At 61.5% G+C, this 26,122-nt stretch carries 22 protein-coding genes and 1 riboswitch; of the genes, 15 read left to right on the forward strand and 7 right to left on the reverse strand.

Annotation, left to right across the window (positions count from 1 at the left end; genetic code table 11):
• The first annotated feature begins 49 nt into the window (after positions 1-49).
• The 9 genes from hflX to GS_RS05100 all read left to right on the forward strand — a co-directional run bounded on the left by hflX (position 50) and on the right by GS_RS05100 (position 9,951).
• On the forward strand, positions 50-1,717 hold the full coding sequence (gene hflX, locus GS_RS05060) for a GTPase HflX (protein ID WP_010941674.1): 1,668 nt from the start codon (positions 50-52) through the stop codon (positions 1,715-1,717).
• A gap of 144 nt (positions 1,718-1,861) precedes the next feature.
• Positions 1,862-3,382 carry a lytic transglycosylase domain-containing protein gene (locus GS_RS05065; protein WP_010941675.1) on the forward strand — a complete coding sequence of 507 codons (1,521 nt, stop codon included), beginning with the start codon at positions 1,862-1,864 and terminating at the stop codon, positions 3,380-3,382.
• Between the two features lie 48 nt (positions 3,383-3,430).
• Positions 3,431-4,159 (forward strand): tetratricopeptide repeat protein, encoded by a 729-nt coding sequence (locus GS_RS05070; protein WP_010941676.1) that lies wholly within the window; start codon positions 3,431-3,433, stop codon positions 4,157-4,159.
• A gap of 95 nt (positions 4,160-4,254) precedes the next feature.
• Complete coding sequence (locus GS_RS05075) at positions 4,255-5,469, forward strand: DUF401 family protein (RefSeq protein ID WP_010941677.1); 1,215 nt, start codon at positions 4,255-4,257, stop codon at positions 5,467-5,469.
• Positions 5,470-5,553: 84 nt separating this feature from the next.
• On the forward strand, positions 5,554-6,423 hold the full coding sequence (locus tag GS_RS05080) for an OmpA/MotB family protein (RefSeq protein ID WP_010941678.1): 870 nt from the start codon (positions 5,554-5,556) through the stop codon (positions 6,421-6,423).
• Between the two features lie 12 nt (positions 6,424-6,435).
• Entirely contained in the window at positions 6,436-7,155 is a 720-nt protein-coding gene (locus GS_RS05085; RefSeq protein ID WP_010941679.1) for a Smr/MutS family protein, read from the forward strand.
• 30 nt (positions 7,156-7,185) lie between these two features.
• The gene (locus GS_RS05090; protein WP_010941680.1) at positions 7,186-7,608 is read left to right on the forward strand and encodes a hypothetical protein; all 423 of its coding nucleotides are present in this window, start codon (positions 7,186-7,188) and stop codon (positions 7,606-7,608) included.
• A gap of 11 nt (positions 7,609-7,619) precedes the next feature.
• Positions 7,620-9,260, forward strand: coding sequence for an aspartate:alanine exchanger family transporter (locus tag GS_RS05095; protein WP_010941681.1), 1,641 nt, complete (start codon positions 7,620-7,622; stop codon positions 9,258-9,260).
• Between the two features lie 133 nt (positions 9,261-9,393).
• On the forward strand, positions 9,394-9,951 hold the full coding sequence (locus GS_RS05100; protein ID WP_010941682.1) for a hypoxanthine-guanine phosphoribosyltransferase: 558 nt from the start codon (positions 9,394-9,396) through the stop codon (positions 9,949-9,951).
• 57 nt (positions 9,952-10,008) lie between these two features.
• On the opposite strand, the gene GS_RS05105 is transcribed toward GS_RS05100, so the two are convergent.
• Entirely contained in the window at positions 10,009-10,560 is a 552-nt protein-coding gene (locus GS_RS05105) for a hypothetical protein (protein ID WP_010941683.1), read from the reverse strand.
• Between the two features lie 78 nt (positions 10,561-10,638).
• Positions 10,639-10,722, reverse strand: a riboswitch (cyclic di-GMP riboswitch).
• A gap of 144 nt (positions 10,723-10,866) precedes the next feature.
• Here GS_RS05105 and GS_RS05110 point away from each other — a divergent pair.
• Entirely contained in the window at positions 10,867-12,168 is a 1,302-nt protein-coding gene (locus GS_RS05110) for an NCS2 family permease (RefSeq protein WP_010941684.1), read from the forward strand.
• Between the two features lie 77 nt (positions 12,169-12,245).
• On the opposite strand, the gene GS_RS05115 is transcribed toward GS_RS05110, so the two are convergent.
• Positions 12,246-12,899, reverse strand: a complete 654-nt coding sequence (locus GS_RS05115; protein ID WP_010941685.1) for a hypothetical protein — start codon at positions 12,897-12,899, stop codon at positions 12,246-12,248.
• 171 nt (positions 12,900-13,070) lie between these two features.
• Here GS_RS05115 and GS_RS05120 point away from each other — a divergent pair, with 171 nt between their 5' ends.
• The gene (locus GS_RS05120; protein ID WP_010941686.1) at positions 13,071-14,576 is read left to right on the forward strand and encodes a glycogen synthase; all 1,506 of its coding nucleotides are present in this window, start codon (positions 13,071-13,073) and stop codon (positions 14,574-14,576) included.
• Between the two features lie 59 nt (positions 14,577-14,635).
• On the opposite strand, the gene GS_RS05125 is transcribed toward GS_RS05120, so the two are convergent.
• The 5 genes from GS_RS05125 to GS_RS05145 form a co-directional block, all read right to left on the reverse strand.
• The gene (locus GS_RS05125) at positions 14,636-14,914 is read right to left on the reverse strand and encodes a cytochrome c7 (protein WP_010941687.1); all 279 of its coding nucleotides are present in this window, start codon (positions 14,912-14,914) and stop codon (positions 14,636-14,638) included.
• Positions 14,915-15,096: 182 nt separating this feature from the next.
• Positions 15,097-15,699, reverse strand: a complete 603-nt coding sequence (locus GS_RS05130) for a hypothetical protein (RefSeq protein ID WP_010941688.1) — start codon at positions 15,697-15,699, stop codon at positions 15,097-15,099.
• A gap of 69 nt (positions 15,700-15,768) precedes the next feature.
• On the reverse strand, positions 15,769-16,302 hold the full coding sequence (locus tag GS_RS05135) for a DUF2721 domain-containing protein (protein ID WP_010941689.1): 534 nt from the start codon (positions 16,300-16,302) through the stop codon (positions 15,769-15,771).
• Positions 16,303-16,311: 9 nt separating this feature from the next.
• Complete coding sequence (locus tag GS_RS05140; protein WP_010941690.1) at positions 16,312-17,196, reverse strand: carbon-nitrogen hydrolase; 885 nt, start codon at positions 17,194-17,196, stop codon at positions 16,312-16,314.
• The gene (locus tag GS_RS05145) at positions 17,184-18,218 is read right to left on the reverse strand and encodes an agmatine deiminase family protein (protein ID WP_010941691.1); all 1,035 of its coding nucleotides are present in this window, start codon (positions 18,216-18,218) and stop codon (positions 17,184-17,186) included. The genes GS_RS05140 and GS_RS05145 overlap by 13 nt, the downstream gene beginning before the upstream one ends.
• 273 nt (positions 18,219-18,491) lie before the next feature.
• On the opposite strand from GS_RS05145, the gene GS_RS05150 reads away from it, so the two are divergent.
• The 4 genes from GS_RS05150 to GS_RS05165 all read left to right on the forward strand — a co-directional run bounded on the left by GS_RS05150 (position 18,492) and on the right by GS_RS05165 (position 25,996).
• Complete coding sequence (locus tag GS_RS05150) at positions 18,492-20,141, forward strand: methyl-accepting chemotaxis protein (protein WP_010941692.1); 1,650 nt, start codon at positions 18,492-18,494, stop codon at positions 20,139-20,141.
• 188 nt (positions 20,142-20,329) lie between these two features.
• Positions 20,330-21,979, forward strand: a complete 1,650-nt coding sequence (locus GS_RS05155; RefSeq protein ID WP_010941693.1) for a methyl-accepting chemotaxis protein — start codon at positions 20,330-20,332, stop codon at positions 21,977-21,979.
• A gap of 236 nt (positions 21,980-22,215) precedes the next feature.
• A complete protein-coding gene (locus GS_RS05160; protein ID WP_262421270.1) occupies positions 22,216-24,174 on the forward strand; it encodes a methyl-accepting chemotaxis protein in 1,959 nt (652 codons plus the stop codon).
• Positions 24,175-24,394: 220 nt separating this feature from the next.
• On the forward strand, positions 24,395-25,996 hold the full coding sequence (locus tag GS_RS05165) for a methyl-accepting chemotaxis protein (RefSeq protein WP_010941695.1): 1,602 nt from the start codon (positions 24,395-24,397) through the stop codon (positions 25,994-25,996).
• Positions 25,997-26,122: the final 126 nt, after the last annotated feature.

The raw sequence follows: 26,122 nt of genomic DNA on the forward strand, positions 1-26,122 counted from the left end.
TGCTGCCGGCCTCAAGGAGTTTTCAATCAAACAGCTGCACGGCAACCTCATGGGGCTCAAGCCGAGCCAGGTGGCGGCCCTTGAACGGCTCTACCGGCGCAAGGTGCCGCCCGACGAACTGATCACCCCCGAACTGGCGGCCCGGATGGTGGATATCACCCGGGACATCCGCCGGCGGGTGGGGATTCTCGTCAACCGCCACGGCTCCGTCGAGTATGTCATTATCGGCGACGAGCGGGGCCTCTTCATCCCCGACCTGTCCGAGTATCCGCTGGGCCGGCGGCTCCTGAGAGGGCTTCGCTATATTCACACCAACCTGAGGGGCGGTTCCTTTACCGAGGACGACCTCACCGACCTGGCGCTCCTGCGCTTCGATCTGATGGCGGTCATCCAGGTCCACGAGGACGACCGCCGGCTCGCCATCCAGACCGCATCGCTCAATCCCTCCGACGACAGTGCCCATCCCTACCGCGTGGAGTCAGCCGAGCCGCTGGCCGCCCACCGGATGGATTTCGGCGCCTTTATTTCGAACCTCGAACGCTCTCTGGAAAAGGCCGTCGCCACCGACTCCCGGGAAGTCGCTGCCGGTACGGAACGGGCAATCCTCATCTCGGTCACGAAACATCCCCGGGAGGAGGCCGAGGATTCCATGGACGAGCTTCGGGAGTTGGCCCGCACCGCCGGCGTGGCAGTTCTCGATATCGCGATCCAGCGTCCCCGCCAGTTCAATCCCCGCTACCTGATGGGGGAGGGCAAGATGCGGGAAGTCGTGATCCGGGCGCTTCAGCTGGGAGCGACGCTTCTGATTTTCGACCAGGAGCTTTCCCCGGCCCAGGTTCGTTCCATCTCGGCCCTGACCGAACTCAAGGTTATCGACCGGAGCCAGCTGATCCTCGACATATTTGCCCGCCGGGCCACCAGTCTTGACGGCAAGGTCCAGGTGGAGCTTGCCCAGCTTAAGTACATCCTGCCGCGCCTCACTGGTCGCGGGGTGCAGATGTCGCGTCTGATGGGGGGGATCGGCGGCCGGGGGCCAGGCGAGACCAAGCTGGAGATTGACCGCCGCCGCATCAGGGACCGCATTGCCAAGCTGGAACGGGAGCTCGAGGAGCTTTCCCGGGGCCGCCAGCAGCGGCGTCAGAAGCGGGTTCGGGCCGGCCTTCCCATCGTCTCGATCGTGGGTTACACCAATGCGGGGAAGTCGACCCTGCTCAACGCCCTGACCAAGAGCGACGTCTTTACCGAAAATCTCCTCTTCGCCACCCTCGATACTTCAACCCGCCGGCTCCGCTTCCCCCGGGAGCGCGAGGTGATCATCACCGACACGGTGGGCTTCATCCGCTCCCTGCCCGCGTCCTTGCTGGGGGCATTCAAGGCTACCCTGGAAGAACTCCAGGACGCGGATCTCCTCCTTCACCTGGTGGACTGCGCCAATCCCCGCATCGAGGAGCAGATCGAGCAGGTGGGGAAGATCCTCGAAGAGCTTAAGCTTGGCGATAAACCGCGCCTGGTTGTGTTCAACAAGGGGGATCTGGTGCCTGAGCTGAAGCGGAAGGCCCCTCTGGCATTCATGAAGATCCGCCAGCTGGCTCGCCGTCACGGGGCCATCACCATCAGCGCGACAGACCGCTCGAGCCTTGAACCGCTCCTACTGGAGATGGAGCGGCGTTTCTGGCCCGACGAGGCAGGGCAGGATGTGCCGTCCGACCTCTCCTGAGTCGAAACACCCGTCCCTTCAATTGGTTATCATCTAAAAACCTCCTAATCTTGACAGTTTGGTGAAATGCGACTATACTGCCGCATCCGGCATGGCACCGGCTTCCCACATTATTCCCTCGCGAAAGTGCGTGGAAGGGCTCCCATGAATCGATCTTTTTTCCTGCTGGCCATAGTCCTGCTGTTTACACCCATTGCCCAGGCATCCGATCTTCACTTGAACCCCCTGCGGGAGTTGACCTCCCTGGGGAGCGGTTCGCTGCAGGCCGATCTGTCGGGAGTTGTTCCCCGCGTGGGATCGGCGCGGCCAAAGGCTGCCTCCCCTGCCGAGGGGCGCCGGGCGAATCCGCTGGAGCCGTCCATGGGAGAGCTCATCGTCGTGGAGGACGAGACATCCCTTGAGGATGATTTCGAACTGCAGCTCCCCGGCCAGGACCTCCCCGAATCGGACATCCCGCTTGCCCTCAACGGCAAGGTAGAGTACTTCATCTCCTATTTCCAGACCTCCGGCCGCAAGTCCTTTTCCCGCTGGCTTTCCCGCTCCGAACGATACATTCCCATGATGCGCGAGGTTCTCAGGAAGGAAGGACTTCCCGAGGATCTGGTCTACCTGGCCATGATCGAGAGCGGCTTTACGCCCCATGCGGTTTCCGTGGCGAGCGCCGTGGGCCCCTGGCAGTTCATCTCGGGCACGGGAAAACGTTACGACCTGAGGATCGACCAATGGATCGACGAACGGCGCGATCCGCTCAAGTCGACCGTTGCCGCCGCCATGTACCTGAAGGAGCTTTACTCCCTCTTCAATCAGGATTGGTATCTGGCTGCGGCAGGCTATAACGCCGGCGAGAACAAGATCCTGCGCGCCATCGACAAATACAACACGCGGGACTTCTGGGAAATATCCAAGGGCTCGTATTTGAAGAGGGAGACCAAGGATTACGTGCCGAAGCTCCTGGCCGCCGCCATCATCGCAAAGGAGCCGGCCCGCTACGGCTTCGCCGATGTGGCGTATCTTCCCCCCATCGAGTTCGACTTAGTTGCCATTCCTTCGCGCACCGATCTGGACCTGGTGGCCAAACTCTGCGAGGTGGATGTCAAGGCCATCAAGGAATTGAACCCGGAACTGCGCCGCTGGTGCACACCTCCCGACTACCCCGACTACGAGCTCAAAATCCCCAAGGGAAAGCGCACGTCCTTCGAGGAGGCATACGCCCATCTCCCCGCGGACCAGCGCTACGTCGAGCGGATTGTCTACAGCCGCTACCGGGTTAAGAAAAAGGATACCCTGCAGGCGATCGCGCGACGCTACGGCACCACTGCCGAGACCCTGGCCGAGGTTAACAAACTGAAGCCGACCTCGAAGCTCCGGGGCCGCACCCTGCTGGTGCCGGTGCCGGTCGCGACGGAGGATGCCGCGGAAAGGACCGTCGCCAAGGCGTCGCCGAAGAAGGACGAGTCCCGCGCATTCAACAAGTACTACACGGTCAAGAAAGGCGACACCGTCGCCTCGCTGTCCAAGAAATTCAACATTTCCCAACGGATTCTGGCAGCATGGAATAATTTGAAGGGCAAAATGGCCCTTCACCCCGGCAAGCGGATCATCGTCGCCAAGTATGTGGAGAAAAAAGGGTCGATGGTGCCGGTCGACGGCGGGGAGAACAGCTAGCACGCTCTATTCTTCACTGCACTCACGAATGAAAGGACTTCATCCGCAATGTACAACTTCCTGATTTCCGGCGCGATCGCCCTTGTCGCCATTGTCGTCATCATCCTCGCCGCCGGCACCTCGTCCTGGTGGTGGGCCATTCTTGTTGGGCTGACGCTGTTCGGCGGCTCTTTCCTCCTCATCTCCCGCGTGGTCATGAAAAAGGTTCTTGCCCTCATGGAGAGCGCATCCCGGGATATCCAGGCCCAGCGGGTGGAAAAGGCGATCCGCGACCTGAAAGAGGGACTCCGCTACTCTCGCTGGCAGATTTACGTGGAGGGGCAGATCAACGCCCAGATCGGCATCATCTACTACCTGAAACGGGATTTCTCCGGCGCGTTTCCCTATCTTGAGAAGGCCTTCAACAAGAACTGGGTTGCCATGGCCATGCTCGCCATCACCTACATGAAGCGGAACAAGCGGGACAAGATGAAGGAGACCTTCGAGAAGGCGGTCCAGTGGAGCCCCAAGGAGTCGCTGCTCTGGAGCGTGTATGCCTACTGCTGGACCGAGTGCGAGGATATTGGGCAGGCTCGTGAGGTCCTGGAGCGTGGACTCAAGAAGATCCCGGGCGACGACAAGCTAACCGCCAACCTTGAGGCACTCAAGGAAGGGAAGAAGATGAAGATGAAGAACTACGGCGAGATGTGGCTCCAGTTTCACCTGGAGCGCCAGAGCGTCGTCATGAAGCAGCAGGCGGCCGCCATGGGGATGAAGCGGCGGTTCGTCCGGAAGTAGACGTCGCCGTCTAACGCAAGGCAGCACGAAAAGGGACGGTTCCGTCCCTTTTTTTGTTCGCGGGCAGGTAACCCAACCCTCTCTCCGGGCCAGACATGAATGATCTCCTCAGAACACTCGCCGTCCTCGTCGTGGTGGTCATCCTGCTGCGGCGCAAGATGCACCTGGGACTCGTGATGCTCATTGGAGCGGCGATCCTGGCGCTTCTCTACCTGACGCCGCCGCTCGATTTTCTCGCCGGGGCCTGGGTGGCGCTGGTTTCTCCCAGTTCGCTGGAGATGACGGCTACCCTCATCTTCACCATGATCATGGAGAATATTCTCCGCTCCACCGGTACCCTGAAGCGGATGGTGGAAAGCCTGTCCGAGGTTTTCCCCGACGCCCGGTTCGTCATGGCATCCATGCCGGCCATGATCGGGATGCTGCCCTCTCCGGGCGGAGCGGTCTTTTCGGCGCCAATGGTGAGCGAGGCCGCGTCCCGCCTATCGATTCCCGCTGACCAGAAGGCGTTCGTCAACTACTGGTATCGCCATATCTGGGAATACGTCTCCCCCCTCTATCCCGGCATTATTCTCGTGGCCGGACTGGCGCATATCCCCTACCAGAAGATTGTCCTGGCCAACCTTCCCTATGCCCTGTCGGTGGTGCTCTGGGGGGGGGTGTTCGCCTTTTCGGGGGTTGGTCCCACTCCGGCCAGCAGCAGCACGTCCGTGGGGCGTGGGAAGGCGCTGCGCGTGTTCCTCATTACCATATCGCCCATAATGGCCGCCCTTGTCCTGGTGGTTGTCTTCCGGGTTAATCCAGTCCCGGCCATGGGTGGTGTGACCGTGCTCATGTACCTGGCCCACCGGTATTCGCCGGCCGCCATCGTCCGGTCCCTCAGGGAGAGCATATCGCTCAAGGCCATGACCCTCGTCTTCGGGATCATGATCTTTCAGGAGACCCTGCGGCTGACCGGGGCGCTGGACGGCATCTCGCGCTTTTTCGCCGAGAGCGGCCTGCCCACAGTGCTCATCATTACGGTCATTCCATTCCTTGCGGGGACTATGACCGGCCTCACCGTGGCCTTCGTGGGGATCACCTTTCCGATCCTCATGCCGCTGATGGGGGGCGACGTCCCGTCTTTAGGTCTGCTTTCGCTTGCGTTTGGAAGTGGATTTGCCGGGGTCATGATCTCGCCGGTCCATCTATGCCTCGTCCTTACGCGCGAGTATTTCGGGGCGGATATGACCAAAGTCTATCACCGGTTGTGGATTCCCCAGGCCCTTGTGCTTGCGGCAGCCGTGGTGCCGGTGTATATTTTTCAATGATTCCAGACATGATGCAGCTCGCGTCCGTGGCGCCGTTCCTCGACGGGGCCGTGCCGGTTGCTGCAGAGCGAAAAGGAGGGTTTCATGCTGAAACGATTGGTGATCCTGGCGGTACTGTCTCTCTCGTCCTTAATGCTGTCCGGGTGCCTTGTCGGCGAAGGAAAGTATCTGAAAAAAGTAGAGGAAGCCGATAACCTGTCGAAGGAACTGACGACGCTTCAGGAGAAATATTCAGCCCTGTCCTCGGAGAACGAAGGGCTCAAGGGGGCGCTTGCCAAGCTCAAGGACGAGGCCGCCGGTCTTGCCCAGGACAAGGAGAAGCTCACCGCTGACAACCGGGAGCTCCAGCAGGTGCTCCAGGCGAAATCTGACTCACTTTCCCAGAATATTGTGGAGTTGCGCCAGAAGGTGAGCCAGCTGGAAGCCGAAAATGCCCGCCTCAAGGCCGACATCGCCTCGACCCAGAAAGCCAAGGAGGAGCAGGTCCGGGAAGTGAGCAAGACCTACGAGGATCTGCTCGACAAGATGAAGGGCGAGATTGCCCAGGGACAGGTGACCATCTCCGAGCTCAAAGGAAAGCTGACAGTGAACATGGTGGATGCAATTCTCTTTGACTCGGGCAAAGCCGAGGTGAAACCGGCGGGTATGGACCTTCTCCAGAAGGTGGTCGAGATCCTGAAGGATGTAAAGGACAAGGCCATCAGGATCGAAGGACATACGGACAACGTTCAGATCGTCGGCAACCTTGCCAAGCGCTTCCCCACCAACTGGGAGCTTTCCTCAGCCCGCGCCATCAACGTGACCCGTTTCCTCCAGAGCCGTGGAATTGATCCCGCCGTGCTGTCTGCCGTGGCCTACGGAGAGTATCACCCCGTCGCTCCCAACGATACCGATGAAGGCAAGGCCAAAAACCGGCGCATCGAGATCATCCTGGTGCCGAAGGATGCCCCCTGACGCGCGATGTCCATGAAGAAGAAAAGCACACAATCCGGACAGAAAACGAAAAAGTTCTCCCCCAGCCCCTTCAGCGGCCTCAAAGGATTTCGTCCCGAGCCGGCCGAGCCGGAGAAAAAACAGCCGGCGGTTGCCGCTCCTCCGCCCCGGAGCACGGCGGAACCCGACGATCTGAATCTTTTTCTGAGGGAAATGGCCGGTGTAAACCGCATGGATCGGTCGGGCAAGGGGCCGTCGGAACAACGCCCGCCGAAAGAACCGGCCGGGCAGGCTCGGACAGCTGACGATGATCTGGTCAAGGGGCTGGAAGCTGCCGACCAGGCAGCCTTTGCCGAAGCCATCGCGCGGTTGAAGCTTGACGTGAGTTTTCGCGAGAGTCTGCCGGGCGACAGCGGCGCTCCCCGTCCGGTGAGCCGGTTGCGCCAGCTCAAGAGCGGCCAGATACGAATCGATCTGGAGCTGGACCTCCACGGGCTCACCCGGGAAGAGGCCGTGGCGAGCCTTGAGCGGTTCATCACCGGTGCCCATCGAAGGGGGCAGAAGGCTGTTCTCGTCATTACGGGAAAAGGGAACAACTCTTCCGGTGAGCCGGTGCTCCAAGGGGCGGTCCTGTCCTGGCTCCGGGAGCGGGGCAAGAGCATGGTGGCCGAATTCGCTCCGGCCCCCCGGGACATGGGGGGCAGCGGCGCAGTGGTCGTGTTCCTCAGGACGACGAGAGTAAAGGCTGGCTAGCGGTAATCCCTGATCGGCCAGGAGGCAGCCGTGTTCGGACTGTTCAAACGTAAAAAGGCGGACCCAGCCATCTTCGACAGCGCCGAAGCCGCTTTCGACTATGCCTGCCGGAATCTGGAAAACCGTATTCTCCTCGAAGCGGTGATACCCGCCCTGGTGGAGGAGTTCGTACGCGTAAGTCCCGAGGGTGAGCGCTACTTTCGCATCCGTCTGGCCAACAGCCAGGGCGGCCAGGCGATCGAGGCGTGTACCCTCAAGGAGTCCTCGCGCGCCCCCTCAGTCGGCGACCTGATCGGCTACAAGGTGGTCCGGTACGACCCGGACATGCCGCCTCCTTTTGACCTCCTCGGTTTCATCGCCTACCGGTTCGAGTTCGTTCACGTGCCGGGCAAGGGGTGGCGCACAGCCGAGAGCTTCATTCCCGACACCATCAAGCCCACGCTCCGGATGTGAGCCCCGCTCCCATGCTTTCAATCCTCCTTGAAAACCCTCTTCTTGTGTTGTTCCTCGTGGCGGCAATCGGCTATCCCCTCGGCAGGATCAAAATCCGGGGATCGAGTCTCGGAGTTGCGGCCGTGCTCTTCGTGGGGCTGGCCATGGGATCGCTCCATCCCGAGTTGAAGCTCCCCGAAATCGTCTATGTCCTGGGCCTCGCCCTGTTTGTCTACACCATCGGCCTCTCCAGCGGCCCCGCCTTTGTGGCATCCCTGAAACGCGAGGGAATCCGCAACAACGCCCTGATCATCGGAATGCTCCTGGTCGCTGCCGGGCTGGTCGTGGGAGCCCAACGACTCCTGGGGTTCAAGGGGACCGTCACCGCGGGCCTCTTTGCCGGAAGCCTCACCAATACCCCCGCCTTGGCCGGGGCACTGGAAACCATCAAACACATCGCCTCGCCGGAACTGCGTGAACTGCTGCTGGCCGAACCGGTGGTGGGTTACTCGGTGGCCTACCCTATGGGGGTCATGGGGGTGGTGCTCGCCATCAGTCTGGTGCAGAAGCTCTGGAACGTCGATTACGGCGAGGAAGGGAAACGGCTCAGGCTTGCTGGAACCGCGTCGGAGGCGCTGCGGAGCATGACGGTACGCATCGCCTGGCCCGGGGCAGGGCGCCACACCGTGGCCGAGCTGGCCCGCCATGAGAAGTGGGACGTGATTTTTGGCCGGATCCGGCGCGGGGATTCATATCTTCTCACCGGCCCGCAGGTTCGCTTCCAGCCGGGCGATCTTGTTACCGCAGTGGGAACCGAGACGGAGCTGCGGCGGGTAGCCGCCTTTCTGGGGGAAGTGAGCGAAGAAGAGATCACCGTTGACCGGAGCGAGTACGACTACCGGCGGATCTTTGTCTCGAATCCCCGGGTAGCCGGGCGGCAGCTGGGAGAGCTTAACCTGTTCGAGAACTACGGTGCCACCGTTACGCGGGTGCGGCGTGGCGACGACGACTTCCTGCCCCATGACGACATGGTCCTCGAGCTTGGCGACCGGGTACGTGTCGTCACGCACCGCGATCACATGGCAGAAGTGACGGCCTTTTTCGGCGATTCCTACCGGGCCGTAAGCGAGGTGGATATCCTCACTTTCAGCTTGGGACTGGCCTTGGGACTCCTGCTCGGCATCATCCCCATTCCCCTGCCCGGAGGCATCACCCTCAAGCTCGGTTTCGCCGGCGGGCCCCTCATAGTGGCGCTGATTCTCGGCACCATCGGCCGGTCGGGCTCTATGGTCTGGAGCCTGCCCTACAGCGCCAACATGACCCTGCGCCAGATCGGCCTGGTATTGTTCCTGGCCGGAGTCGGCACACGGGCGGGCTACGGTTTCGTCACCACCCTCGCCAAGGGGGGCGGATTGGCCATCTTCGCCGCCGGTGCGGTCGTCACCTGTCTTACGGCCCTCGCCACCCTCTGGATCGGTCACAAACTCATGAAAATTCCCATGAGCATCCTCATCGGTATGGTCGCCGGCCTCCAGACCCAACCCGCCGTTCTCGGCTACGCCCTGGAGCAGACCGGCAACGATCTCCCCAATATCGGCTACGCCTCGGTCTATCCCGTGGCGACCATCAGCAAGATTCTCATTGTGCAGATACTGCTTACGATGCTCATGTGATGTCCTGCCGGGTTCAGCCGCTCCCGTCGGGGCGTGGTGAAATGGTTTGGTTGTTTTCATGTCAACCTGCTTGTCAATGCGAGCGCCTTGGGCTACTGTAACCTGCGATCACCATTTTTCCGCGAGGTCTTTCATGTCCGTAACTCTCGATGAAATCAAACAAGTCTACCAAGAGGCCGACTGTCTCTTTTCCGAAGCAGAGGTGGAGGCCGCCATCGGCCGGCTTGCCACCGCGGTCACCGAACGTCTGGCCGAGGCCAATCCCCTGGTCTTCTGCGTCATGAACGGCGGGCTCATCGTCACCGGCAAGCTGCTGCCCCGGCTCGGATTCCCCCTGGAGATCGAATACCTGCACGCCACGCGCTATGGGCACCACATCTTCGGCAAATCCCTCGACTGGCGGGTGCGTCCCACTGTGGACCTGAGAGGACGGACGGTACTGATTGTGGATGACATACTGGACGAGGGGGCGACGCTCGACGCCATTACCGAATGGTGCCTGCAGGAGGGGGCGGCGAAGGTCTTCACCGCCGTGCTCGTGGACAAGGAGCATGACCGGAAGGCCCGGCCGGGGTTGAAGGCCGACTTCACGGGGCTTGTGTCCCCGGACCGGTTCCTCTTCGGCTACGGAATGGATTACAAGGGATACTGGCGCAACGCGCCGGGGATCTATGCGGTGAAGGGGTATTAGCCGTTCAGGGCGGGCCGGGGAACGGCTCGGGTTCGCCCTGAACGGCTCGGGCACCGCTTAGGGCTGCTTCCATACGTAGGTTTTGCTGATGCTTGCGGCGGCCTGGTCGGTGGAAATCTCGGCTCCCGAGACGTCCAGCACTCGGTAGCTCAGGACCTTGAAGTCCGCGTTGCTGACATTCTGTGTGGTCGTGTTGTAGTTCGGCACGAATCCCGGCTTGAAGTCGAACCAGAGCGAGCCGAACGTCCCGAACTTGACCCCGTAGGGGTTGACGAGCAGGAACTTCACGGTGTCGCCCACACTGGGATCCGTCGAGGGGGTCAGGGCGGAAGAGACGAGCGTGCCGGTGTTCAGCATACTGTTGTCCACCATGACGACCGTTGCCGGATCGAGGAAGTACTTGCCCGGGGTGAGCGGGTCCAGTTTTGGCGTGATCCCCACGGGGAGCTGCAGCACGACTTCGAGGCCGTAGAATTCCGTGGGTGCCGGTTTGATGACCGTGCCGGTAAGAGCCGTTGCAGTGGTTGCAAGAACCACCTGCAACGGTTGGGCAAGGGCCGATGCCGATGCCGCGAAAAGGATAACGAGACTCAGTACTGCCGCTTTCATGGTTCCTCCTTCGTGTGTGTGGTGGGTGCGGGCAAAAAAAAAGAAACAGCCTGCCCCTGTGGGACGCGGTACTGTTTCTTCGCCAACCCGGCTGTCCCGCTGTTTCAGGCGGGACCCGCAGCTTTGTGCCCCCCGGTTACCCGGGGTTTACCTCTTCGAAAACAGTGCGTAACGGATTACGGACCTTTTGAGCAATTCTAGCCCGTGGCAGCACAGTTTTGCTGTGAGCGGCGTCACAGAACAAGGGGCTGCCCCCTGGTACCCTGAGCGCCGTCCGAAACTCATATCCATTTTTCTGAGGCGTCCATGAAACATTTTTTTCAGTTCGAGCGCTACAACACCACCTACCGCAAGGAGACGGTGGCGGGCATTACCACCTTCCTGACCATGGCGTACATCATCATCGTCAATCCCGCCATCCTCGAGGCGGCGGGGATTCCGCGGGGCCCCTCCACAACGGCCACCATCGTGGCCGCGGTCTTCGGCACGGTAGTGATGGCGTTGTACGCCAACCGCCCCTTTGCCATTGCTCCGTACATGAGCGAGAACGCCTTTATCGCCTTCACCGTGGTCAAGGTGCTGGGATATTCATGGCAGACAGCCCTGGGAGCGGTCTTCGTGGCGGGCGTACTGTTCACGGTCCTGACCGTTTTCAAAGTGCGGAGCTGGCTGGCCGAGGCGATCCCGCTCTCGCTCAAATGCGCTTTTGCCGTCGGTATTGGACTGTTTCTCACCTTCATCGGCCTGAACGAAACCGGTCTCGTTACCCTCGGCGTGCCGGGGGCGCCGGTCAAGATGGGTAACATCGCCTCTCCGTCGGTGCTTCTGGCGGTCTTCGGCTACCTCCTCACTGTCTTTCTCATGACGCGCAAGATTCACGGGGCCATTGTGATCGGCATCGTCGCCACCACCGTCCTGTCGGTGGCCTGCGGGGTGACGCCCATGCCGACCGAATTCGTGAGCATGCCGCCGGATCTCTCGCCGATCCTGTTTCAGCTCAACATCGGTGATGCCCTCGACATCCGCTTCTTCCCCGTGGTCCTCACCATCTTCATAATGGCGTTCCTCGATACGGTGGGCACCCTCATCGGCCTCTCCATGCGGGCCGATCTGCTGGATGAGAAGGGGAACCTGCCGGAGATCGAGAAACCGATGCTGGCCGATGCCCTTGCCACCACCGTGGCGCCGTTGCTGGGCACCACTACTACCGGCGCCTACATCGAATCGGCCACCGGCATCGAAGAAGGGGGGCGCACCGGCTTCACGGCACTGGTGGTGGCGGGGCTCTTCCTGATGTCCCTCTTTTTCGCGCCGCTGTTCACCATTGTGCCTCCCCATGCTTACGGTATCGCCCTCATCGTGATCGGTTCCTTCATGATCGAGCCGCTCCGCCGGATCGACTTCGAGGACTTCACCGAGCTGGTTCCCGCTTTCCTTACCATCGTGCTGATGATTTTCACCTACAACATCGGCGTCGGCATGAGCACGGGGCTGCTTACCTATCCCCTCCTCAAGACCGCCGCCGGCAAGAGACACCAGGTCTCTGCTGGTATGTGGGTCCTGGCGGGGCTTGCGGTGCTGCTGTTCGTCTTTTTCCCCAAGATGTAAGCTGTAAGCGCGTCGGACTTCCGACGCAAAAAGGCCCGCACATGGTGGCGGGCCTTTTTGCGTCGGGGCGGGAAACCTTAGCCGTGCTCGACCGTCACGGCCAGTTCCTCCAGTTCATTCTCCAGGTGGGCAACCAGTCCTCTCACCGCTTCCCGGTGGCCGTCCGGCAGCCCGTCCACCCCTGCCAGGGCGGTTTCGAGGCGCCGGGCCGCGGCAAGGGCGCCCCTGACCGTGACTGCCGGGTCCCGCACCGGCTCCTGACGGCTCCTGGCAACCTCCTTGAACTGCTTGAGCACCGTGGGGTGGCTCCGCTCCTCCTCCACGACCCGCTTGCGCAGGTCGGCGTATTCCTGGTCGGAAAACCCCTTTTCTTCCCGGGCTTGGCGCAGGAGGTCGATGGAGCGGTAGTCGGGAAGGGGGCGGGGCTCTTCCCGCCGTGCCAGGAGCTGGGGTTCGTGCTGCTCCATGAAGCGGTAGGCCAGCGTCAGCTTCTGGGCCGTTTCCTTCTTGATGCGGATTTCCCTCGTGCAGTATTCCTCGAAGCTGCCGTATCCCCAGTCACGGTAGAGATTGCGGTTGTTCACGCCGAACAACCGGTCGCCCAGCTCCACCCAGGATGATTTGAACTTTTTTGCGGTTTCCAGTACCTGGAAGCGTTCCGATGAGGGATCGAGTTCCTCCATGATCCGTTCGATATGGCGTTCGCCGGAGGATTGGGGCAGGTCGGTCATTGCTGGTTCTCCTGTAGGGGGGTGAAGATGGTAACCATGAAACTATCACAGGTTATGGCCCGGCAGGAACGAAGAGATTGCAGCGGCATGGAATTTTTACTTTGAGCCTCCGGGGGTTCGGGCTACAATCCCCCGGTTTGACTTCCATTTCCACAACACGGAGTGTTTGACATGACACGACTGAACATCCTCATGGCCGCGTCCGAGTGCGTCCCCTTTGCCAAGGAAGGGGGACTGGCGGACGTGGTGGGGGTGCTGCCCAAGTACCTGGCCCATATGGGGCACGATGTGCGGGTGGTGATGCCCCTCTACTCCCGGATCGACCCGGAGCGGTTCGGGCTGGAGCGGCTTCCCGGCGTGCTCGTGGTTCCCATGGGAATCATGGGCAATCAGTACTGCGGCGTCTGGGAGGGACGGCTTCCGGGCTCCGCCGTGCCGGTCTATTTCCTCGAACACGAGGGGTACTACGGTCGGGAAGGGCTCTACGAGGAAGACAACGTGGGGTACATGGACAACGACAACCGGTTCATTTTCCTCTCCCGGGCCGCCATGGAACTGCCCAAGTTGATCGGCTTCGCCCCCGATGTCTTCCATGCCCACGACTGGCACACTGCCGCCGTGCCGGTCTTCCTCAACACCCTTTACCGTGACGACCCGCTGGTGGGCGGTGCCGCATCGGTGCTCACCGTCCACAATATGCAGCACCAGGGCAATTTCTACCCCGGTGCCATGGAGGTCCTGGGCATCGGCTGGGAGCACTTCACCTTTCTGGGGCTCGAAAAGGACAACCAGACCAACCTGCTCAAAGGGGGGCTTTACCACGCCACGGTCCTCAACACCGTGAGCGAGGGATACGCCCGGGAGATGCAGACGCCGGAGTACGGGTGGGGGCTCGACGGCGTGGTGCGGGCACGGTCCGCCGATCTGGTCGGCATCCTCAACGGCGTCGATTACGAGGAGTGGAACCCGGAGACCGACCCGCACATCGTGGCGAACTATTCCCGTTCCGACCTGTCGGGCAAGAAGCTCTGCAAAAGGGACGTGCAGCGATTCTTCGGCCTGCCCGAGCGGGATGACGTGCCGTTGTTCGGCCTGGTGGGGCGGCTGGTGAAGCAGAAGGGAATCGATATCCTGGCCGAGGCGATTCACCGTATCCTTGCCCTGGATGTTCAGGTCGTCATGCTGGGGGCGGGTGAGCCCTGGTCGCACTTTTATTTCGGGGATGTCAGAAACGAATATCCTGAGAAGTTCGGCCTGTATATCGGGTACAACAATGGGCTTTCCCACCGGATCGAGGCGGGGAGCGACTTCTTCGTGATGCCGTCGGCCTTCGAGCCGTGCGGGCTCAATCAGATGTACTCGTTGCGCTACGGGACCCTGCCCATTGTCCGGGCCACGGGGGGGCTCGACGACAGCGTGGAGAACTTCGACGAACAGAACCTGACCGGCAACGGTTTCAAGTTCTGGAGCCACGATGCCGATGCCCTGTTCGATACGGTGGGGTGGACGGTGCATACCTGGTACCGCCGCAAGGACGCCATGGCAGCCCTCATCGGCAATGCAATGGCAAAGCGGTTCACCTGGGAGGATTCGGCGGCCAGGTATGAGGAACTCTACTGCCGGGCCCTGCGCAAACGGCTCGGCGTCGGGGTCTTTGTCCGGCGCTTCGGGGGATGATGAAAAAAAGAGGGGATAGCCAGTGGCCATCCCCTCTTTTTTCCTCCAGAAGTCAGCAGTTACTTCTTGTGGCACTCACCGCACTTGGTGGGGCCTTTCCCCATTTCCTTGTGACAGCCGGTACAGGTCTTGTGGGCCCAGTCCTTGCCCATGCCGGCGATCTTGCCCCCAGCCTCGGTTTCGTGGCAGGCCTTGCACTCGCCCTTCACCCCGGCGTGCTTTTTGTGGTCGAAGGTGACGTTGCCGTTCTTTGCTTCCAGGACCACGACCTTGTCGTGGGCAACGGCGAGGCCGGCACAGAACAGGGTGAGTGCTGCGGCTGCTATCAGTCGTTTCATGGTGCTCCTCCTTTGAGTACGAAAGTCTGCCCCCAATTGTACGAGCAGACGGCCGCTTTGCAAGGAGCACCACACATTTTTCTTTATTTATTAGGCTGGTACCGGAGTACTCGCGGCACTCGAACGGCCCGTCTCCGCTCCTCTGCCGTTCATCCGCCCCGGCAGGCCTTCCGGCACCAGTCTCAGGTGACAGCTTCCTTCCCTCCAGACTCAGCGCCCGCCTGCTGTGACCACTCATCCAGCTTCCGCATGACTGCTTCGAAGGTTTTCTGGGATATTTCGGGCAACTCCATGCCGAAATCCTTTTTGGCCATCTCGAAGCCCTTCACGACACCTTCCTTGATCTTTTCCAGGAGGGCCACGTCTCCTCCCGCCAGAGACGTGGCAAATTCCACGATCCGGTCCGACGTCTGCTCCACCCCCCAGTAACCGTCGTCCGCCACCAGCTTTGCCGCCTCATCGGGGGTCAGGTCCTCCAGGTTTACCGTTTTCCCCTCGCCCACATCGATGGTCGTGGAAATGCCCTGCTCTTTGAAGGTCTTCGCCACAAGCTCCCGCAGCATGAGAAACTTCGAGTCGAGGATCTGCTCCCGGTCCAGCGGTTTACCGTAGGTGACCTCTTTGGACTCTTCAGAGGATTCACCGATGGTTACCCGGTCTTTGACTTCATTGCGGACGTCCTTGTCACCCTTTCGCTCCGCTCCGCGGAGGAGTTCGTCGTTGCGCCGGTCCCGTTCCGCTGACTGTGGTGGGGTTACTCCACCCATGCCGATGCCTCCGACCATGACACGACCTCCTCACAAAGGAAATATGACCATCTTTTAAGTACTAGTGTAGCAAATTGAAAGCTGTTTTCAAATGTCCTTCGTGTGCTTTCCGTTCTGCTTGCCGTACTGCTCTTCCAGATATTCCACGAAATCGATGTGACGGTTGATGAAGGTGAGGTTGTGGCGGCTTTCGTAGATGAGGATGGCGCTGGCGGCGAAGAGGAAGAGGCCGCCGGAGAGGGCGAGAGCAGTGGGTATCCAGCTGGTTTCCCTGCTGCCGTAGGCCACGTTGAAGGCAATGCCGAGGCTCGATGCCACAAACAGGGCCGTAGCCGTATAGAGGGCCGCCAGGGCGTGCTGGATGAGCCGGGCGCGGACTCGCTGCTTCTGTACCTGCACCTTCAGGAACTCCATCCGCTCCGCGGCAAAGGGGAGCGTGCCGGCAAGGACCGACTCGATCTCGCTTTTCAGGCTGTTCACCCGGTCGAACACGCGCCCCAGGCGGTTGGAGGTGGAAAAGATAAGAGTGCCGGCGGCTGAAATAAGCACCGCCGGCGTGATCATGGAGGTGAGGACCCGGGCGCTGGAGAGGGCTTCGAGCAGTTCCTTGTCCTGGAGCATGGGGGCCTCTCAGTCTCGGTAGCGGCGCAGCAGGTCGCCGTAGGCGTCAATGCGCCGGTCACGCAGGAACGGCCAGATGCGACGGACCGCCTCGCTACGGGCCAAGTCCAGTTCCGTGATGAGCAATTCCTCCCCGTCGTTGGAAGCCTGGGCCAGGATCTCGCCCTGGGGGCCGGCCACGAAGCTCGAACCCCAGAACTGGCTGCCGGGGAGGACTCCCGAGGGATCCGACTCGTGTCCCACGCGGTTGACGCTCACCACCGGGATGCCGTTGGCCACGGCATGGCCCCGTTGGATGGTGATCCAGGCTTCCTTCTGGCGGATCTTCTCGTCGTCGTCGTCACGGGGGTCCCAGCCGATGGCCGTGGGATAGATGAGGAGGTCGGCGCCAGCCAGGGCCATGAGCCGGGCGGCTTCGGGATACCACTGATCCCAGCAGACCAGGACCCCTAGTTTTCCCACCGAGGTCCGGATCGGCTCGAAGCCAAGGTCGCCGGGGGTGAAGTAGAACTTCTCGTAATAGCCCGGGTCGTCGGGAATGTGCATCTTGCGGTAGGTGCCGGCCATGGAGCCGTCTTTTTCGAAGACCACGGCGGTGTTGTGGTAAAGCCCCGGCGCCCGGCGCTCGAACAGCGAGGAAACGAGCACCACGCCGAATTCCTTGGCCACGCCGCCGAGCAGTTCCGTGGTGGGGCCGGGGATCGGCTCGGCCAGGTCGAAATGGGCGGTATCCTCGTTCTGGCAGAAATAGGGACCCGTGTGCAGCTCCTGGAGCACCACGAGCTTTGCGCCCAGGACGCTCGCCTTGCGGATGTTCTCGATGCTTTTGGCCAGGTTCAGATCCTTGTCGGCGGTGCAGCTCTGCTGGACAAGGGCGACGCTCAGTTTGGACATGGAAGCACTCCTTTGGGCAACTGCATGGTTACGCAGTGGAGCGAACCGTGCTGGATGATGAGGGGGCGGCAGTCGATGCCGACGATCTCGCGGCCCGGAAACGCCCGGCCGATGGCCTCCAGCGCCGCCTCGTCCGCTGGGTCGTCATAGACCGGGACCAGCACGGCGCCGTTGATGACGAGGAAATTGGCGTAGGTGGCCGGCAGCCGCTGCCCCTCGTGATCGAAGCAGGCCCGGGGCCAGGGAAGCGGGATGAGGCGGTAGGGGCTCCCTTCGCGGGTGCGCAGGTTGGCCAGCTCCTTCTCCATCATGAACAGGGCCGCATAGTGCTCGTCCGTGGCGTCGTCGCAGCGGACGTAGACGATGGTGTCGTCCGGCGCCAGGCGGGCCAGGGTGTCCACGTGGGAGTCGGTGTCGTCGCCCGCCAGGAACCCGTTTTCGAGCCAGAGTACCCGCTCGGTCCCCAGGTAGCGGGCAAGGGCCTCTTCGATCTCCGCCCGCGAGAGATGGGGGTTGCGATTGGGGTTCAGGAGGCACTCGGCGGTGGTGAGGACCGTGCCCCGGCCGTCGCTCTCGATGCTTCCCCCTTCCAGGACCAACCCCACCATCTCGGCGGGGATATCCCCGAAAATGCCCAAATGGCGAAGGCGCCGGGTCACCAGGTTGTCCCGGTCGGCGGCGAACTTGAGACCCCATCCGTTAAAGCCGAAGTCCAGCAGAACGGGACGGCCGTCCCGTTCCACGGTAACGGGTCCGAAGTCTCTGGCCCAGGTGTCATTGGTGGGAAGTTCCACGATGGCCACCCGTTCCATTCGGGCGCCCACGGCCTCCAGAAGCGCGGCGGTCCGCTCGCCGTCGGCCGCCACCACCAAGGCGGTCTCGAACCGGGTGATCTCTCTGACGATCTGGGCGAAGACCGGCTCCACCAGCCGGAGCCAGGGGTACCAGTCACTGCCGGGATGGGGCCAGGCGATGAGCACCCCGTCCTGCTCTTCCCACTCTGCGGGGAGGCGTATGGCCATGAAAATACTTCCTAACGTCATGGGATGATTGAAAAGGTAAGTCTAGGAAAATCAGGCGCGGAATGCAATGGTCATTTCCGGAGCAAGACGAGTTTTAATAAAGATTACATAGTTGTGACTCCCGAACCAACAGGTAATCGTTACCTTTTTGGTATTGAATTGCTTTCTCCTAAAGTTTAGTCGAACCGTGCCGATAGGGTTACGTAAACAGTCATGGCATTAGTTGGTAATGCCGAATCGGATAATTACTTGTCTGGAAGGAGATGGGATACGATGAGCGCATGGCGGGACTTGAAGGTGAGAACAAAAATTTTCGTCCTGGTGATTGCCGGATGTCTGGGGCTCGTGGTACTGGGATCGGTGGCGCTTTACAATATGCGCAACCTGAGCGGCAGCGTGAAGGAAGCCAACATCGGCATGGAGCACGTGGCGGGGCTTTCCGGTATGAAGAGCGACTTTCTCGAGATGAGGCTGGCGCTCGTCTACATGCTTGCCCTGAAAGATGCGGAAAAGATCGGCGGCAAGGAACAGGATTTCCTGAAGGCCGCTGACAGGATCAAAAAGACACTCGACGACCTGGGCAAGCAGGAACTGACTGACACCGAGAAAAAGTCCCTCGTCGAGTTCAGGGGTGGCTTCGAGTCTTATGTCGAGAAGGGAACGAGACTCGCCGAGCTAATCAAGGACGCTACCGCCAAGGGAGACGAGGTGGGCCGGGCCGATGCCATGACCTTCGCCACCCAGAGCGTGGCCCCCCTCTACGATACCCCGGCCAAGATCATTGCCTCGATGGTGCAGGAAAATATCGGCGAAGCTCATAAGATGTATGAGCAGGACATGGCCTCGTACCGAGCTTCCTTCATTATGATGGTGGTGATCATTCTGGGGGTGATCGGCGTCGCCGCTGCGGCGGGCCTGGCCATCGCCGGTTCCATCAGCGGTCCTCTCAACAAGGTGCTCGATGTACTCACCCGCGTGGCCGCCGGTGACCTGACAGCCCGGGCCGACGTCGTCAGTGCCGACGAAATGGGGCTGCTGGCGCGTGAGGTGAACACTACCGCGGCCAAGATCAACGAGATCATCGGCCTTGTTGCCCACAATGCCTCCCAGGTGACTGCCGCGGCGACCCAGCTCCATGCCACCTCCACCCAGATGTCCACCGGCGCTGAGGAGGTGGCCCAACAGGCCGCCACCGTGGCCACGGCCAGTGAGGAGATGGCTGCCACCTCGGCCGAGATCGCCCATAACTGCTCCCTGGCGGCTGAAAGCTCCCGACACGCCAACGATCGGGCCGAGAACGGTTCGGATGTGGTGCAGGAAACCCTGACCGTCATGAACCGCATCGCCGAGCGGGTGAAGGATTCGGCACGCACCGTCGAATCTCTGGGCGAGCGGAGCGACCAGATCGGCGAGATCATCGGCACTATCCAGGACATCGCCGACCAGACCAATCTCCTTGCTCTCAACGCGGCCATCGAAGCCGCCCGCGCTGGCGAACAGGGACGCGGCTTCGCCGTGGTCGCCGACGAGGTTCGGGCCCTGGCCGAGCGGACAACCAAGGCCACCAAGGAGATATCCCAGATGATCAAGGCGATCCAGGGGGAAACCAAGGGCGCCGTCACTTCCATGGAGGAGGGGGTCAAAGAGGTGGAAAAGGGAACCTCGGACGCATCCAAATCGGGCGAGGCCCTGCAGGCGATCCTGGAGCAGATCGGCGGCGTTACCATGCAGGTGAGCCAGATTGCCACTGCCGCCGAGGAACAGACCGCGACCACGGGTGAGATCAACAACAACATCCAGCAGATCACGGAGGTGGTCCAGCTCACCGCGCGGGGCGCCGAAGAGTCGGCCCAGGCCGCCGAGCAGCTGGCGAAACTGGCCGAGGAACTGCAGGACCTGGTGTACAAGTTCAAACTCGCCTGATCAGCCATCATATCCGTAAAAAAACCCGGCAACCGCCGGGTTTTTTTTGTGCTCCGCTCCCGGGTCCGCCATGGACGGCAACTGCCGGGATCATATCAGGAAATTCCTGATAGTCCCGTCGGATTTCCTGCCGATATCAACTGATATGAAGTTTATGGGGCCTGCGGGCCCGGAGAGCGGAGGATGCAATGGCAATCAAGAGTTTCAAGGATTGGAGAATACTGCCGAAGATCATCGGCGCGGCGCTCCTCGGAGTGGCGCTCCTGGCGGCGGTAGTGCTCTTCTACTTCCTGCCCATGGTCGAGAAGCAGGAGATGGAAAGCCGCAAGCGTGCCACCAGACAATCGGTGGAGCTGGCCTTCGGCATCGTGGGGGCCTATGAGGCACGGATCGCGGCGGGAGAGCTGACCGTTGACGAAGCAAAGGAGCGGGCCGCTGCTGATATCAAAAAACTGCGCTACGCCAAAAAAGAGTACTTCTGGATCAACGACTCCAGCGCGCGTCTCGTGGCCCATCCCCTCAGGCCGGAAAACGAAGGAAAGGACATGGGGGATTTCAAGGATGCCGACGGCAAGCTGATTTACCGCGAGTTCGCCAAGGCGGCCGGCGCAGAAAACGGCGAGTTGTTCGTGGACTACCGCCAGATCAAGCCCAACGAGAAGACGCCCCTGCCGAAGGTTTCCTTTGTGAAGTACCACAAGCCGTGGGATTGGGTGATCGGTACCGGCATCTACGTGGACGACGTGAAGCGGGATATCACCATGCTGCGCTGGAAGATCATCGGCGCCATCGTTGTGGCCGGCGCGGTTGCCTGTCTGCTGGTTCTCTTTGCCGGGGTCAGGATTACCCGCCCGCTCAAGGTCGTCGTGTCGAGCCTTGAGGATATTGCCCAAGGCGAAGGGGACCTGACCCGGCGGATCGACGTGGTGACCCGGGATGAGGTGGGCGACCTGGGGCGTGCCTTCAACCAGTTCATCGAGAAGTTGCACAACATCATTTCCCAGGTTGTCCAGAACAGCATGCAGGTGGCGTCGGCCGCCGCCCAGATTCACAGCACCTCCGAGCAGACCGCAACGGGCGCCGAGGAGGTTGCCGCTCAGGCCGGCACCGTGGCCACGGCCGGCGAAGAAATGGCCAGCACTTCGTCGGAGATCGCCCGCAACTGCATGGCTGCCGCCGAAAACTCGCGCCAGGCCAATGACACCGCCCTCAAGGGCTCCCATGTGGTGAAGGAGACCCTGACGGTCATGACCCGCATCGCCGACCGGGTCAAGGAGTCCGCCCATACGGTCGAGTCCCTCGGGTCGCGCAGCGATCAGATCGGCGAGATCGTCGGTACCATCCAGGATATTGCCGACCAGACCAACCTGCTGGCGCTTAACGCCGCCATCGAGGCGGCCCGGGCCGGCGAGCAGGGCCGGGGGTTCGCCGTGGTGGCCGACGAGGTGCGGGCGCTGGCGGAGCGGACCACCAAGGCCACCAAGGAGATCGGCCAGATGATCCGGTCGATCCAGCAGGAGACAAAGCTGGCGGTCTCTTCCATGGAGGAAGGGGTCAAGGAAGTGGAGAGGGGAACGTCAGAGGCCGCCAAATCGGGTGAGGCGCTGGAGGAAATCCTGCACCAGATCGGCGAGGTGACCAACCAGGTCAATCAGATCGCCACCGCCGCCGAGCAGCAGACAGCTACCACCAGCGAGATCAGCAGCAACATTCATGAGATCACCGAAGTTATTACCCAGACAACCCGCGGCGCCCAGGACTCAGCCTCCGCCACCAGTGACCTGGCGCGTCTGGCCGAAGAACTTCAGCGTTTGGTGGGACAATTCCGCCTCTCCTGAAGAGTAAATGGCTCCACAGAATCCCCATTGATAAACCCGGCTCAGGCCGGGTTTATTTTTTGTGACCATTGCGAACTGCCGATTAAAGTTTTTCGGGATTGTGCCGAAATTACTATTGAATACGGCTTTCCCGGACGTGTCCCTCAAACGTCCCGTGGTACGGCAGTGGATACGGTTGGAGCGGCTCATCGTGAAGTTGTGATGGAAGAGGAAGGAGAGGTTCGATGTGAATTTCCATTGGTACAAAGTTGTACGGAATGGCAGGGCTTACGGTGCTGGGGCTGGCGGCGGTAACGGCGCTCTCCCTCTATGGGGTCAACCGCCAGGTTGCGGAGACCGAGACCATCGTTCAGGTGGACGCAGCCCAGGTGGATGTTGCCCTGAAGTCGCAGGTGAGCCTGGCGGAGGCGGTCCGGGCCTACAAGAATTACCTGGTGCGCAAGGACGACAAGCATGTGACCGGTTTCCGCGAGAGCATCGGTACCTTTGAGAAAAACATCGCCGAATTCGAGAAACTGGCCAACACCGATGGGGAAAAGGCCGCGGTCGGCAAGGCAAAGGAAGAGCTGGGCAAGTACCGGGGATGCATCGATGAACTGGTAGCGGCGCGCGGTGCCAGTGACGATGTGGCCGCCATTGACCGCAATCTTGCCCGGGGGATTGACCGTCCTCTCGAGGCAGCGGTGAAGGAGATGGAAAAGGCGGCCCGGCAAAGCTTTGGCGATAGCCGTGCCGCCCTGGCCGCTTCGTCCAAGCGTCTGCTCGTGGGCCAAGCGGTTTTCTCGGTGATCGTGGCCCTGCTGGCTGCCGGCTTCGGATTCAATACGGCCCGCCGTTTCGTGTTCCGGCTCGGCAAATTTTCCGAGATGATCGCCCGGGTGGCGGACAGCGACCTGACCGCCCGTGTGGTGATCAGGGCCGATGACGAATTGGGTGACATGGGGCGTACGTTCAACCGGATGGTGGAGAATTTCGAACACATGCTTACATCGATCCAGAACGCGGTGCTCAACCTTTCGGAGTCTGCCCGCACCCTGAGCGTCACGTCGGAGCAGATCGCCACCGGCGCCGAGGAAATGGCCTCCCAGACCGGGACCGTTGCCACTGCCAGCGAGGAAATGGCGGCCACCTCCCAGGAGATCGCCCAGAACTGTTCGACCGCAGCCGACGTGGCCCGGAATGCGAGTGCCAGTGCCCGGTCCGGCGCGGCTGTGGTGCAGCAGACCATCGGCGCCATGGAGCGCATCACCGAGCGGGTGCGCGATACCGCCCGAACGGTCGAGGCCCTTGGCGCGCGCAGCGACCAGATCGGCGAGATTGTCGGCACCATCCAGGATATTGCCGACCAGACCAACCTGCTGGCTCTGAACGCCGCCATCGAGGCGGCACGGGCCGGTGAGCAGGGGCGCGGTTTTGCCGTGGTGGCCGACGAGGTGCGCGCCCTGGCCGAGCGGACCACCCGGGCAACCCGCGAGATTGCCGAGATGATCAAATCCATCCAGCAGGAAACGCGGGGAGCCGTTGCGTCCATGGAGGAAGGGGTCGTTGAAGTGACGCAGGGGAGTGCCGATGCGGCCCGCTCCGGAGACGCACTGCGGGAAATTCTCGACCAGATCGAGCAGGTGACGGGCCAGGTGGCCCAGATCGCCACGGCAGCGGAGCAGCAGACCGCCACCACCAGCGAGATCACCATGAACATCCAGCAGATCACCGAGGTGGTGGGCCATACGGCCCGCGAAGCGGGCGAGAGCGCCGATGCCGCCACCGGGCTGGCAACGCTGGCCGATGAACTGCAGACCGAAGTGAGAACGTTCAAGACGTCCGGAAGCGAACTTTTCATTCTGGAACTGGCCAAAAAGGACCATAGCGGTTTCGTCACCACGGTAGAGGCGGTCCTCGTCGGGCGCCGGCGCATGGAGGCGGGTGAGCTCTCCACCCACCATACTTGCCGCTTCGGCAAATGGTATGAGGGTGACGGCAGGCAGCTGTGCGGGCACTTGGCCAGCTACAAGGCTATCTACGCACCCCACGAGCGGATCCACTCACTGGCCCGTGACGTGGTTGCTGCGGTGAACGGCGGGGACCGAGACCGGGCAGCCCGCCTCTTCCCCGAGTTGAAAGAGCTGTCACGGGAGATCATTACCCGCCTCGACGATATCCGCCGCGAGTTCGAAGCCCAACGCGCGGCGGCGTGAGCACTGACCCCCCACTAGTCTCCACATCAGGGGCCGGTTTCGACCGGCCCTTTCAGTTTGTCTCTCGGGGTGAACGTATACGCCGTCCGGCTCGCGCGGCGCGTATACGTTCGCAGACGATGGCGGTCGTGGTGCTATACTGCTGATCCCGCGTACTATTCGCGGGATGGCAGGGTGTGCACCGCACCGGCCTACTCTACGTGCCTCTGGAGATGCTTCCATGAAAATCAGGACCAAATTCGTAGTCGTCAATCTGTTGATCGTCTGCTGCGCCCTTGCCGCCGTGGCGGCCGCCTGCCTCGTGGAGTTCAACCGCGAGTTGCGCCGCCAGGCCGTGACCTCCCAGGAGATCAGACTCAAGACCTTCTGGGAGCTGTTACGCCAGAAGGGGGACGGCTTCACCGTCGCCGACGGTAAACTGATGGCAGGCAGCTATGTCATCAACGATAATTATGAGCTTCCCGACAAGCTGAAGGAGCTGACCGGGGGGACCGCCACCATTTTCATGGGGGATACGCGGGTCTCCACCAACGTGCTCAAGCCGGACGGAAGCCGCGCCGTCGGAACCAAGCTGCAGGGCGCCGCCTACGACGCCGTAATAAAGGAAGGCAAACCCTACCGGGGGGAGGCGGATATCCTCGGCGTTCCCTACTTCACCGCCTACGACCCGATCCGCGATTCCCGGGGCGAAGTAATCGGCGTACTCTACGTGGGGGTCAAGAAAGGCGATTTCTATGCGTCCTACGAGAGTCTCAAACTGACAGTGGTCGGAATCGTGCTGGTCATCGTGCTGCTGGCCGCCGTTGCCAGTAAGGTAATCATCCACCGGCTCTTCACCCCCCTCAATCGTATGCACGACGTGCTGCGGGACGTGGCCCAGGGTGAGGGTGACCTGACTCAGCGGCTCGATTACCTCGCACAGGACGAGGTCGGCGACATGAGCCGGTCGTTCAATTCATTCATGGACAAGCTCCACGGTATCATCACCCATGTTGCCCGGACCGTGGAGCAACTCGCCTCGTCCGCGTCCCAGGTACACGGCTCTGCCGAGCAGATGGCCGCCGGCGCGGGAGAGGTGGCCTCCCAGGCGGGGACGGTGGCCACGGCTGGCGAGGAGATGGCCGCCACGTCCACCGAGATCGCCCAGAACTGCGCCATGGCCGCCGAAGGGGCGCGCCGGGCCAGCAGCACGGCCACTGCCGGGGCTGAGGTGGTTGGGAACACGGTAACGGTGATGGACCGGATCGCCGAAAAAGTTAAGAACTCCGCCCGCACGGTGGAACGGCTGGGGGAGCGCAGCGACCAGATCGGAGAAATAGTCGGCACGATCGAGGATATTGCCGATCAGACCAATCTGCTGGCGCTCAACGCTGCCATCGAGGCGGCCCGCGCCGGAGAGGCGGGGCGCGGCTTCGCCGTGGTGGCCGACGAAGTGCGGGCCCTTGCCGAACGGACCACTAAAGCGACCCGTGAAATCTCCGGCATGATCAGGGCCATCCAGGCGGAAACCCTGGAGGCGGTTTCCTCCATGGACGAAGGAGTCAGGGACGTGGAGACCGGCACCGCCGAAGCTGCCCGTTCGGGGGAGGCTCTGCGGGAAATTCTCGACCAGATTACGGCGGTGTCGATGCAGGTGAACCAGATCGCCGTGGCCGCCGAGCAGCAGACGTCCACCACCCGAGAGATCAGCGGCAACATCCAGCAGATCACCGAGGTTGTGGAGGGGACCGCCCAGGGCGCGGACGAGTCGGCATGCGCGGCCGGCGGGCTGAATCGGCTGGCGGAGGACCTCCAGCGCATGGTGGGGCAGTTCCGGCTGTAGATGACACTGCCGATTCCGGTTTTCATAAGAGCCCGCGCCTGTCGCGGGCTTTTTTGTAACAAATTATATTTTACCTAAAGTCAATCAGGAAAATCCCGATATGGAATATGGTAATACCTGTTAATT

Source organism: Geobacter sulfurreducens PCA, assembly GCF_000007985.2.
Taxonomy (GTDB): Bacteria; Desulfobacterota; Desulfuromonadia; order Geobacterales; family Geobacteraceae; genus Geobacter; species Geobacter sulfurreducens.

What these genes read in the sequence shown, in the direction of transcription:
- hflX (WP_010941674.1), top strand. Translation starts at nt 50, where the DNA reads ATGGGGCTCAAGCCGAGCCAGGTGGCGGCCCTTGAACGGCTCTACCGG.
- GS_RS05065 (WP_010941675.1), top strand. Translation starts at nt 1,862, where the DNA reads ATGAATCGATCTTTTTTCCTGCTGGCCATAGTCCTGCTGTTTACACCC.
- GS_RS05070 (WP_010941676.1), top strand. Translation starts at nt 3,431, where the DNA reads ATGTACAACTTCCTGATTTCCGGCGCGATCGCCCTTGTCGCCATTGTC.
- GS_RS05075 (WP_010941677.1), top strand. Translation starts at nt 4,255, where the DNA reads ATGAATGATCTCCTCAGAACACTCGCCGTCCTCGTCGTGGTGGTCATC.
- GS_RS05080 (WP_010941678.1), top strand. Translation starts at nt 5,554, where the DNA reads ATGCTGAAACGATTGGTGATCCTGGCGGTACTGTCTCTCTCGTCCTTA.
- GS_RS05085 (WP_010941679.1), top strand. Translation starts at nt 6,436, where the DNA reads ATGAAGAAGAAAAGCACACAATCCGGACAGAAAACGAAAAAGTTCTCC.
- GS_RS05095 (WP_010941681.1), top strand. Translation starts at nt 7,620, where the DNA reads ATGCTTTCAATCCTCCTTGAAAACCCTCTTCTTGTGTTGTTCCTCGTG.
- GS_RS05100 (WP_010941682.1), top strand. Translation starts at nt 9,394, where the DNA reads ATGTCCGTAACTCTCGATGAAATCAAACAAGTCTACCAAGAGGCCGAC.
- GS_RS05105 (WP_010941683.1), bottom strand. Translation starts at nt 10,560, where the DNA reads ATGAAAGCGGCAGTACTGAGTCTCGTTATCCTTTTCGCGGCATCGGCA.
- GS_RS05110 (WP_010941684.1), top strand. Translation starts at nt 10,867, where the DNA reads ATGAAACATTTTTTTCAGTTCGAGCGCTACAACACCACCTACCGCAAG.
- GS_RS05115 (WP_010941685.1), bottom strand. Translation starts at nt 12,899, where the DNA reads ATGACCGACCTGCCCCAATCCTCCGGCGAACGCCATATCGAACGGATC.
- GS_RS05120 (WP_010941686.1), top strand. Translation starts at nt 13,071, where the DNA reads ATGACACGACTGAACATCCTCATGGCCGCGTCCGAGTGCGTCCCCTTT.
- GS_RS05125 (WP_010941687.1), bottom strand. Translation starts at nt 14,914, where the DNA reads ATGAAACGACTGATAGCAGCCGCAGCACTCACCCTGTTCTGTGCCGGC.
- GS_RS05130 (WP_010941688.1), bottom strand. Translation starts at nt 15,699, where the DNA reads ATGGTCGGAGGCATCGGCATGGGTGGAGTAACCCCACCACAGTCAGCG.
- GS_RS05135 (WP_010941689.1), bottom strand. Translation starts at nt 16,302, where the DNA reads ATGCTCCAGGACAAGGAACTGCTCGAAGCCCTCTCCAGCGCCCGGGTC.
- GS_RS05140 (WP_010941690.1), bottom strand. Translation starts at nt 17,196, where the DNA reads ATGTCCAAACTGAGCGTCGCCCTTGTCCAGCAGAGCTGCACCGCCGAC.
- GS_RS05145 (WP_010941691.1), bottom strand. Translation starts at nt 18,218, where the DNA reads ATGGCCATACGCCTCCCCGCAGAGTGGGAAGAGCAGGACGGGGTGCTC.
- GS_RS05150 (WP_010941692.1), top strand. Translation starts at nt 18,492, where the DNA reads ATGAGCGCATGGCGGGACTTGAAGGTGAGAACAAAAATTTTCGTCCTG.
- GS_RS05155 (WP_010941693.1), top strand. Translation starts at nt 20,330, where the DNA reads ATGGCAATCAAGAGTTTCAAGGATTGGAGAATACTGCCGAAGATCATC.
- GS_RS05165 (WP_010941695.1), top strand. Translation starts at nt 24,395, where the DNA reads ATGAAAATCAGGACCAAATTCGTAGTCGTCAATCTGTTGATCGTCTGC.